Source organism: Sphaerisporangium dianthi (assembly GCF_042654065.1).
Classification (GTDB): Bacteria; Actinomycetota; Actinomycetes; order Streptosporangiales; family Streptosporangiaceae; genus Sphaerisporangium; species Sphaerisporangium dianthi.
The window spans coordinates 1-11,461 of record NZ_JBHSFP010000075.1; the positions used below are offsets into that span (position 1 = coordinate 1).

The window sequence follows — 11,461 nt, forward strand, 5'->3', positions numbered from 1 at the left end:
GACGTTGCATGTGGACGAGCCGAGTCCGCACGTGGACTGGTCGGCGGGTGCGGTGCGGCTGCTGACCGAGGGACAGGACTGGCCCGAGACGGGGCGGCCGCGGCGGGCCGGGGTGTCCTCGTTCGGGATCAGCGGCACCAACGCGCACCTCATCCTCGAAGAAGCGCCTCAGGTGGACCACGCCCCGGACCCCGACCGGAACGACCGGGCGGACCTCACGGTCGTCCCCTGGGTGATCTCCGGACGCACGTCGGACGCCGTCGCGGCGCAAGCCGGACGGCTGCGGTCGACGATGGCATGTGCCGGTGAGTTCGACCCCGTGACGATCGGCCACTCGTTGGTCACGACCCGCTCCGCGTTCGAGTACCGCGCCGCGGTCGTGGCGCCCGATCGGGACGGGCTCCTACGTGGCCTCGACGCCCTGGTGGCAGGCCGACCGGACCCGTCGGTGACCAGCGGGACCGCCACCGGTGGCAAGACGGCGTTCCTGTTCTCCGGGCAGGGCACCCAGCACCTCGGCATGGGGCGGGAGCTGACGGGCGCCTTCGCCGTGTTCGCCGACGCCTTCGCCGAGGTGTGCGACGGTCTTCGCCCCCACATGGACCGCTCGCTGCGGGACGTCATGTTCGCCGCACCGGATTCCGCGGAAGCGGCCCTGCTCGACCGGACACAGTATGCCCAGCCGGCGCTGTTCGCGATCCAGGTGGCGCTGTTCCGGCTCGTCGAGTCGTGGGGCGTGCGTCCGGACGTCCTGCTGGGGCACTCCGTCGGCGAGCTCGCCGCCGTGCACGTCGCGGGTGCGCTGTCACTCGCGGATGCCTGCGCACTGGTCGCGGTCCGGGGCGAGCTGATGCAGGCGTTGCCACCGGGCGGGACCATGGTGGCGGTGCAGGCGGGCGCGGACGAGGTGGCGCCCCTACTCGCGGGCAGGGAAGACGAGGTGAGCCTGGCCGCGGTCAACGGGCCGGGGGCCGTTGTGCTGTCCGGTGAGCAGGACGCCGTCGCGGTGGTCGCGGCCGTGTTCGAGGCCGAGGGGCGCAGGAAGAAACGCCTTCGCGTCAGCCACGCCTTCCACTCCGCACGGATGGACCCCGTGCTCGCCCAACTGGTGCGGGCAGCGGAGAAGCTGACCTGGCACGCGCCGTCCATCCCGATCGTGTCCACCGTCACCGGTGCACCGGCCGCCGCGGATCTGTGCACGCCGGACTACTGGAGCCGCAACGCGCGCGGGACGGTCCGGTTCGCCGACGGCATCCACGCGCTCGCCGCCGCCGGGGTGACCAGGTGCCTGGAACTCGGCCCGGACGAGTCGCTCACCGGCATGGGACAGGACTGCCTCGGCGAGAACGACCGGGTCGCGTTCGTCCCTGCGCTGCACTCCGCCGGCCCCGAGGTGCACAGCGTGGTCGGCGCGTTGGCCAGGATGCACGTGCACGGCGCCGGAGTGGACTGGCCCGCGTTCTTCGGCCGGTCCGGTGCGGGCACGACGGACCTGCCCACGTACGCGTTCCAGCGGCGGCGGTACTGGCCGGCGCGGTCCGCACCGCCCGACGCCGCGGCGCTCGGCGTCGACCCGGTCGGTCACCCGCTGCTCGGCGCGTCCGTGGTGCGGGCAGGCGCCGACACGACCCTGCTGACCGGCCGGCTGGCCGTTCGGGATCATCCGTGGCTCGCGGAACAGGTCGTTCTCGGTACGGCCGAACTCCCGGCGAGCGCGATGGTCGAGATGGCGATGAGCGCCGGCGGCGAGGTCGGCTGCGACGTGGTGGCGGAGTTGCAGATGGCGAACCCGCTCGTGCTCTCGGAGCAGGGGAACGTACGGGTGCAGGTCGTCGTGGAGGAGCCGGACGAGGCCGGCAGGCGCCCGATACAGGTGTACTCCCGGCAGGACGGAACGGACCAGTCCCTGCCGTGGCGCTGCCACGCCACCGGCACGCTGGCCTCCGGAGGCCCACCGCCTTCCGGCCCAGTCGGGCTTTGGCCGCCGGCCGGGGCGGTCGTGGTGGCCCCGGACACCCCAGCCGGTCCGTTGCCGTCCATCGTGTGGCGGGACGGCGAGGACGTCTGCGTGGAAGTCACGCTTCCCGGGGAACACCGCGAGCACGCCGACCGGTTCGGCCTGCACCCTGTCCTGCTCGACACGGCGGTGCACGCCGCCGTATCGGTGGGTCTGCTGCCCTCACCCGCCGGCGGGCAGGTCTCGTGGCACGAGGTGTCGCTCCACGCCACCGGCGCCACCGCACTGCACGTGCGGCTGGCACCTGACGGTGCGGACGCGGTGACGATCTCCGCCGTGGACCCCGCCGGACGGCCGGTGCTCTCGGTGCGGTCACTGACGATCCGGCCGGCCTCCGACGGGAGCACCCAGGCGCCGCCCGACGCCGGCGACCACCTGTTCACGCTGAGCTGGCACCCGTTCACCCCGACGAGTGCCGAACACGAACCGCGGCCCTACGCGGAGCTCGGCGACGGCGACCGCGCACATGCCGACCTGGCCGCACTCATCGAGGCGATCGACGGGGGTCTCGACGTTCCCGGTGTCGTCGTCATGCCCGTGTGGTCCCGAGTCGGCGCCGACGCCGAGGGGGTCGTGGCGGTGCGTGCCGCGACACACAAGGTGCTGGCCACGATCCAGACCTGGCTGCTCGACGAGCGCTTCGCCTCCTCAACACTGGTCATCGCCACCCGGGGTGCGGTCGGCATTGAGACCGATGGTGACATCACGGACCTCGCCGGCGCGGCGGTCTGGGGACTCGTCCGCACCGCGCAGTCCGAACACCCGTCCAGGTTCGTCCTGGTCGACCTGGACGGGGATCCGGCGGATTCGCCCATCGTCCAGCTGCCCGCGTGGGGCGAACCGCAACTCGCCTTGCGTGCCGGGCGGTTCCTCGTGCCCAGGCTTGTCAGGGCCACCGGCTCCGACACCGCGAGCGGCAACGTGTTCGACGTCGACGGGACGGTGCTGGTCACCGGCGCCACCGGCGGGTTGGGGCCGCTCGTCGCCCGCCACCTGGTCGAGGCGCACGGAGTGCGCCGGCTGCTCCTGATGAGCAGGCGGGGCGCGGCGGCGGAGGGCGCGACCGCCCTCGTCGCCGACCTGGCGCGGGCCGGCGCGACCGCGACCGTGGTGGCCGGTGACGTCGCGGACCCCGGCGCGCTGCGCCGCGCGCTGGCCGAGGCGGAGCCGGGCCATCCGGTGCGTGGGGTCGTGCACGTGGCCGGCGTGCTGGACGACGGTGTCGTGGCGGCGCTGTCACCCGAGCGGATCGACAGCGTGCTGCGTCCCAAGGTGGACGCCGCGGTGAACCTGCACGAGCTGACCGCGGACCTTGACCTGTCCGCGTTCGTGCTGTTCTCCTCGGCTGCCGGCATCCTCGGCGGCGCAGGTCAGGCGAACTACGCGGCGGCCAACGCGTTCCTCGACGCGCTCGCACAGCACCGACGCGCCAACGGCCTTCCCGCGGTGTCCTTCGCCTGGGGCGCCTGGGCGCAGGACACCGGCATGGCGGGCGGACTCGCGGAGTCCGACCGCTCCAGGATGGCGCGCGGCGGGATGATCCCGCTGTCCTCCTCGGAGGCACTGGCCCTCTTCGACGCCGTGCGACGCGGATGTGGGCCGGTCGTGGTGCCGATGCGGGTGGACGTGGCGGCGGTGCGGGCCCTCGCCGACGCTGTGCCGCCGCTCCTTCGGGGACTGGTGCCGGTGCGGCGCAGGCGCGACGCGGCGGGTGGGACGGTGCCCGCGTTCCCGGGGCGCCTGGCGGCACTACCGGGACCGGAGCGGGAAAGCGCGTTGCTCGGCCTGGTGCGCACTCACGTGGCCGCCGTGCTCGGGCACTCGTCGCCGGAACTGGTCGAGCGCCACCGCGGCTTCCTCGACCTCGGCGTCAACTCACTGACCGCACTGGAGCTCCGCAATGCGCTCGGTGCCGCCACCGGGCTGCGGCTGCCCGCCACCCTGCTGTTCGACTACCCGACGCCGGCCGACCTGGCCGCGCAGCTCGGTGAGCGGCTCGGCCATCACGAGCCGACCGCGGGCACCGCGGTGCTGGCCACGATCGCCGAGCTGGAGGCAGGGCTGGCCGAACTGGCCGTCGCCGACCGCGACTACGACAAGGTGGCGCGGCGGATGGGGGTCCTGCTCGTCAAGTGGCACGACGAACAGGACACCGATCATCCCGGCGTGCCGCACGTGGACTTCGACTTGGCCACGGCCGACGACATGTTCGACTACATCACCCGTGATCTCGGTCTCGTCCGGCCGGACGAGGAGGACGGGTCCGGCGAACCCGGGTCGCGCTAGCCGGTATCTCACCGCACTTCAAGACCGATCAGCGACCCTTCCGAGGACGGCGGCACATGGTTAACGAGCAGAAGCTTCTCGACTATCTGAAGCTGGTGACGGCGGATCTGCGGCAGACCCGCCGGCGCATGGCAGAGGTCGAGTCCCAGCGGCACGAACCCATCGCCATCGTCGGCATGGCCTGCCGCTATCCCGGCGATGTGCACTCACCCGACGGTATGTGGCGGATGGTCACCGCCGACGTCGACGCGATCGGCGGCTTCCCGACCGACCGCGGCTGGGGCGATGAACTGCTCGTCGAGCAGGAGGCCGGCCACGTCCCCGGCGGTGGGTTCCTCTACGGGGCGGCGGAGTTCGATCCGCTGTTCTTCGGGATCTCGCCGCGAGAGGCCGTGGCGATGGACCCGCAGCAGCGGCTCCTGCTGGAGGCGTCGTGGGAGGCGGTCGAACGGGCGGGGATCGACCCGAGCTCGCTGCGCGGCACGCGCACCGGTGTGTTCGTCGGCGGCACCCCTCAGGAGTACGTGGAACTGCTGGCCGAGTCGCCGCACGACACCGAGGGACACCTGCTCACCGGCAACGCGGGAAGCGTGATGTCGGGCCGGATCTCGTACACATTCGGGCTGGAAGGCCCCGCGGTGACGGTGGACACGGCGTGTTCGTCGTCGCTGGTGGCGATACACCTCGCCGTGCAGTCCCTGCGGAACGGCGAGTGCTCGCTCGCGCTGGCCGGTGGTGTCACGGTGATGGTGACCCCGGTGACGTTCCTCGAGTTCTCCCGCCGGGGACTCGCCGGCGACGGCCGGTGCAAGCCGTTCTCCGCCGCCGCGGACGGCACCGGGTGGGGCGAGGGGGTCGGGCAGCTGCTGCTGGAGCGGTTGTCCGACGCGCGGCGGAACAACCGCCGGGTCCTGGCGGTCATCCGGGGCAGCGCGGTCAACCAGGACGGCGCGTCCAGCGAGCTGATGGCGCCGAACGGTCCCGCGCAGCAACGGGTCATCGAGCAGGCCCTGGCCGACGCCCGGCTGTCGCCGGCCGATGTGGACGTGGTGGAGGCGCACGGGACCGGGACGCCGCTGGGGGACCCGATCGAGGCGCAGGCGTTGCTGGCGACCTACGGTCAGGGCCGGCCCGCGGACCGGCCGCTGTTGTTGGGATCGGTGAAGTCGAACATCGGCCACACCCAGGCGGCGGCGGGTGTCGCCGGTGTGATCAAGATGGTGATGGCGATGCGGCACGGCCACCTGCCGCGCGTGCTGCACCTGGACGAACCCACCCCGCAGGTGGACTGGACCGCGGGTGCGGTGCGACTGCTGGACGAGGCCCGCCCGTGGCCGCGAGTGGACCGCCCCAGGCGGGCCGGGGTGTCCTCGTTCGGCATCAGCGGCACCAACGCGCACGTCATCATCGAGCAGCCCGCGCCCGATCAAGCACCCGATCAAGCGCCCGATCACGCGGCCGATCACGCGGCCGACACCGCGGACGCACCGGCCGGGCGGGCACCGGCGCCGTGGCTGATCTCCGGCCGTACCGAGGCCGCGCTGCGTGACCAGGCCGCGCGGCTGCGCGACCACCTCGCCGGCCGGGCGGAGGACACGATCGACGGCGTCGGGCCGGCGCTGGCCACCACGCGGGCGCACATGAAGCACCGGGCTGGAATCGTCGCCGCCGACCTGGACGGGCTGCTACGGGGCCTGGCGTGCGTCGCGGAACAGCGGCCGTCCCCGGCGGTCGTCGAAGGCGTCGCGGTGGACGGCAAGGTCGTCTTCGTGTTCCCCGGCCAGGGTACACAATGGGCCGGCATGGCCGCTGAGCTGCTGGCCGAGAGCCCGGTGTTCGCGGAGCGGATGCACGAATGCGCCGCGGCCATCGCGCCCCACGTGGACTGGTCGCTGCTGGACGTCATCAAGCAGGTGCCTGGCGCACCGTCACTGGACCGGGTGGACGTCGTACAGCCCGCGCTCTTCGCGGTCATGGTCAGCCTGGCCGAGCTGTGGCGGTCGTGCGGGACCTGCCCGGACGCGGTCGTCGGTCACTCACAGGGGGAGATCGCGGCCGCGGTGTTCGCCGGTGCGCTGTCGCTCAAGGACGGCGCCCGCGTGGTCGCCCTCCGCAGCCGCGCGCTGGCCGACCTCCCTCCGGGCGGCGGAATGGCGTCGGTGGCGCTGCCGGTGGAGCGGGTGCGGCAGCGGCTGCGGGGCTGGGCCGACCTGTCGGTGGCGGCGATCAACGGCCCGGGGGCCGTGGTGGTCTCCGGCGCCGCTCCGTCGCTGGACGCGCTCGTGGCCGAATTGGAGGCGGAAGGCGTGCGGGCAAGCCGGATCGCGGTGGACTACGCCTCGCACTCGGCACAGGTGGAGGTGCTGCGGCCGGCGCTGGCCGATTTGCTCTCGCCGGTTCGCGCCCGCACGTCGCACGTGGCGTTCTACTCGACGGTGACCGGAACTCGGCTGGACACCGCGGAGCTGGACGCGGACTACTGGTACGGCAACCTGCGCCAGGAGGTCCGCTACGAGCAGGCCGTCCGCGCCGCGCTGGCCGACGGGCACACTGCCTACGTCGAGTGCAGCCCGCACCCGGCGCTGACGCTGGGCACCCGGGCCGTCCTGGACGAGTCCGACCGGCCCGCGTGGAGCGGCGGGACGCTGCGCAGCGACGACGGCGGTTCCGGCCGGTTCACGCTGTCGCTGACCGAGGCACACGTCAACGGTGTGCCGGTGGACTGGGCGGCCGTGCACGGCCCTGGTGCGCCGGACCCGGATCTTCCGACCTACCCCTTCCAGCGCAGGCGCTATTGGGTCGAAACCAGGGCACGCGCGGGCGACGTCACTGCGGCGGGGCTGTCGGTCGCCGAGCACCCGCTGCTCGCCGCCGGCATGGAACTGCCGGACGGCAGCGGGCTCGTGCTGAGTGGGCTGCTGTCGCTGCGCGCGCAGCCGTGGCTGGCCGACCACGCGATCATGGGAACCGTGTTGTTCCCCGGCACGGCGTTCGTGGAGATCGCCGTGCACGCCGGCGACCACGTCGGTTGCGACCGGGTGCACGAGCTCACCCTGCACGCGCCGCTGGTGCTGCCCGCCGACGGCGCCACTCAGCTGCGGGTGGTGGTCGGCGACCTGCGGGACCAGCGGCGGCCCATCGACGTGTACTCGCGGCCACAGGCCGCGTCCTATGACGCACCGTGGACACACCACGCCACCGGCGTCCTGGGCGCCGGCGGCACCGCGCCGTCGTTCGACCTGGCGCGGTGGCCGCCGGCCGGCGCGGAGCAAATGGAGGTCGACGGCTTCTATGAGCGGGTGGCGGAGACCGGGTTCGCCTACGGCCCGGCGTTCCAGGGGTTGCGCACGGTGTGGCGCGCCGGTGACGACGTGTGTGCCGAGGTCGTCCTCCCGCAACAGGTGCGGGGGGCCGCGGGCGAGTTCGGCCTGCACCCCGCCCTGCTTGACGCCGCGCTGCACGCCGTGGGCTGGAGCACGTTCATGCGGGACGCGGGGCAGGGCATGCTGCCCTTCGCGTGGAGCGGTGTCACGCTGCACGCTGGCGGTGCCCCGGCACTGCGGGTCCGGCTCCGGGTGTCGGCGACGGGTTCGGTCCGCATCGACGCGGCCGACGAAACGGGCAACCCGGTCCTCTCGGTGGAGTCGCTGACGATCCGGCCGGTGGCGCCGCAGTCGCTGCGGAGCGGCGAGCACCACGACTCGCTGTTCCGCCTGGCCTGGATTCCGCTGTCTGGCACGCACGCGGCGCCCGCCGGCTCCGTCGCGGTGGCCGGCCCCGACGAGCTAGGGCTCGCCGGGGCACTGCGTGCCGGGGACCGCGACCCGCGGCGGTGCACCGCGCTCGGCGACCTCCTCACCGAGGAGACGGTGCCGGAGCTGGTGCTCGTCCCGCTCGGCGGCGCGCGGCAGGGTGAGCTCGCCGAACGGGTGCGGTCCGCCACCGCCGACGTGCTGACACTGGTCCAGGACTGGCTCGCCGAGCCGAGGTTCGCGGGGTCGCGGCTGGTGTTCGTCACCTGCTCCGCAGTGGCGACCGGCGTAGGCGAGGACGTCCGGGACCTGGTGCACGCCGGTGTCTGGGGGTTGATGCGTGCCGCGCAGAGCGAGCATCCGGACCGCTTCGGCCTGGTGGACCTCGACGGGACGAAGGAAGTGACCGACGCCCTCCTGACCGGGTTGGGCAGCGGCGAGCCGCAGCTGGCCGTCCGGGCCGGCAAGGCGCTGGTGCCCAGGCTCGCCAGGTCCACGTCCCCGGGCGTCCTGTCAACACCGGGCGGCGACTCGGCGTGGCGGCTGGACGCCGGCGCCGGTGGTGGGACCGTCGACGGCCTCACCGTGGTCGCCTGCCCGCACCTCGACGAGCCGCTGGGGCCGGGGCAGGTCCGGGTCGCGATCCGGGCGGCCGGTCTCAACTTCCGGGACGTGGCCATCGCCCTCGGCCTGGTGCCGGACCAGGACGTGATGGGCAGCGAAGGGGCCGGGGTGGTCGTGGCGGTCGGCGACGGGGTGACCCGGTTCGCCGCGGGCGACCGGGTGATGGGCCTGTTCAACGGCTCGTTCGGCCCGATCGGGGTGGCCGAGCAGCGGCTGCTGACCGCGATCCCGGACGGCTGGGACCTCACCACCGCGGCGTCGGTGCCCATCGTCTTCCTCACCGCCTACTACGGGTTGAAGGACCTCGCCGGGTTGCGGGCCGGGAGCAGGGTGCTCATCCACGCGGCTGCGGGCGGCGTCGGCATGGCGGCGGTGCAACTGGCCCGGCACTGGGGCGCGGAGGTCTACGCGACCGCGAGTACCGGCAAGTGGGATGTCCTGCGCGCGATGGGGCTGCCGGAGCCGCACATCGCCAACTCCCGGACGCTGGACTTCGAGCGGAAGTTCCTCGACGCCACCGGCGGCGCCGGCGTCGATGTGGTGCTGAACAGCCTCGCCGGAGAGTTCGTCGACGCCTCGCTGCGCCTGCTGCCCCGCGGCGGCCACTTCGCCGAGATGGGCAAGACCGACAAGCGGGACCCGCGGCAGGTCGCCGGCACCCACCCGGGAGTGCGCTACCAGGCGTTCGACCTGGCCGAGGCCGGATACGACCGGCTGGGCGAGATGCTCGCCGACATCATGGCGCTGTTCGCCGAGGGAGTGCTGACACCGCTGCCCGTCCGGAGCTGGGACCTGCGGCGGGCCAAGGAGGCGTTCCGGTACCTCAGCCAGGCGCGCCACGTCGGTAAACTCGTGCTCACGCTGCCCACCGGTCTCGCGCCGGAGGGTACGGTGCTGATCACCGGCGGCACCGGCAGGCTGGGTGGTCTGGTCGCCCGCCACCTGGTGACCGCACATGGGGTGCGGCACCTGCTGCTGGTGAGCAGGCAGGGGCCCGATGCCGATGGCGCGGCTGAGCTCGAACGCGAGTTGACCGCCATGGGCGCACAGATCACGATCGCCGCGTGCGACGTGTCCGTCCGGGACGACTTGGCGGGCCTGCTGGCGGAGCTTCCCGAGCGACACCCGCTCACCGCGGTGGTGCACACGGCGGGCGTGCTCGCCGACGGGATGGTGGAGTCACTCGACCGGGAGAAGCTCGACACCGTGCTCCGGCCCAAGGTCGACGCCGCGGTCAACCTGCACGAGCTGACGGCCGACACGGGGTTGTCGGCCTTCGTGCTGTTCTCCTCGGGCGCCGGCGTCCTGGGCGGCGCCGGGCAGGCCAACTACGCCGCCGCGAACGCGTTTCTGGACTCGCTCGCACACCACCGGAGGGCGGGCGGTGACCATGCGACGGCCCTGGCCTGGGGGTTGTGGTCCGAGCGCAGCGCCATGACCGGGCACCTGCGGTCCACCGACGTCGACCGGCTCACCACCGTGGTGCCGCAGTTGTCCGCCGAACAGGGGTTGGCGCTGTTCGACGCCGCGCTGGGGCTCGACGAGGCGCTGCTGGTGCCGCTCCCCATCAACGTCGGGGCGTTGCGCACCCGGGCGAAGTCGGCCGAGCTGCCACCACTGCTGCGCGGGCTGGTGCAGACCTCGGCTCGCCGGGTGGTGGACGCGCACGGCGCCGCCGGCGCCTCGGCACTGGCACGGCTGCTTGCCGGAGCGTCCGACCGGGAGCGCCGCAGGATCCTGCTCGACCTCGTGGTCACCAACGTCGCCGCCGTGCTGGGCGACGCCGTGCTCGACGCGGTCGAGCCGGGCAAGCCGTTCAAGGACCTCGGGTTCGACTCGCTGACCGCGGTGGAGCTGCGCAACCGGCTGTCCGCGGCGACCGGCACTCGGCTGCCGGCGACGGTCGTGTTCGACCACCCGACGTCCAACGCCATGGTGGACCTGTTGCTCGGCGAGATCGCCGGGCCTGACGCCGACCAGCGGCAGGTGCCCGCGCCGCCGTCCGAGGCCGCGACGGGCGAACCGATCGCGATCGTCGGCATGAGCTGCCGGTTCCCGGGGCGGGTGACCAACCCGGAAGAGCTGTGGCAGTTGGTCGACGCCGGCGGCGACGCCGTCGCCGGCTGGCCGTCCGACCGTGACTGGGGCCACACCGACATGCAGGGAGCGGCCACGGGCGCGTTCCTGGCCGGTGCGGCCGATTTCGACGCGGGCTTCTTCGGTGTGTCGCCGCGTGAGGCGTTGGCGATGGATCCGCAGCAGCGGTTGCTGCTGGAGGCGTCGTGGGAGGTGGTGGAGCGGGCGGGGATCGATCCGGCTTCGCTGAAGGGCAGCCGGACCGGCGTGTTCATCGGCGGGAGCTCGCAGGACTACATCGCCTACATCATGTCGACGGGCACGGCCAGCGTCGGTCACCTGCTGACCGGTACCGCGGGCAGTGTGCTGTCCGGCCGGATCGCCTACGTGCTGGGCACCGAGGGCCCGACCGTCACGATCGATACCGCGTGCTCGTCGTCGCTGGTGGCGTTGCACCTCGCGGCGCAGTCGCTGCGCAACGGCGAGTGCGGGCTCGCGCTCACGGGTGGCGTGTCGGTCATGTACACGTCGGGCCTGATCACCGAGTTCTCCCGGCAGGGCGGTCTCGCCGGGGACGGCCGGTGCAAGTCGTTCGCGGCCGCGGCGGATGGGACGGGTTGGGGGGAGGGTGTCGGTGTTCTTCTGCTGGAGCGGTTGTCGGATGCGCGGCGTAACGGGCATCGGGTGCTGGCGGTGGTTCGTGGTT

At 73.2% G+C, this 11,461-nt stretch carries 2 protein-coding genes; both read left to right on the plus strand.

What is annotated here, in order from left to right; translation table 11 throughout:
• Window positions 1-4,303: SDR family NAD(P)-dependent oxidoreductase (locus ACFO60_RS40350; RefSeq protein ID WP_380852695.1), on the plus strand; the 4,303-nt coding region annotated here is incomplete at its 5' end.
• Window positions 4,304-4,359: 56 nt separating this feature from the next.
• On the plus strand, window positions 4,360-11,461 hold a 7,102-nt coding region (locus ACFO60_RS40355), incomplete at its 3' end, for an SDR family NAD(P)-dependent oxidoreductase (protein ID WP_380852698.1).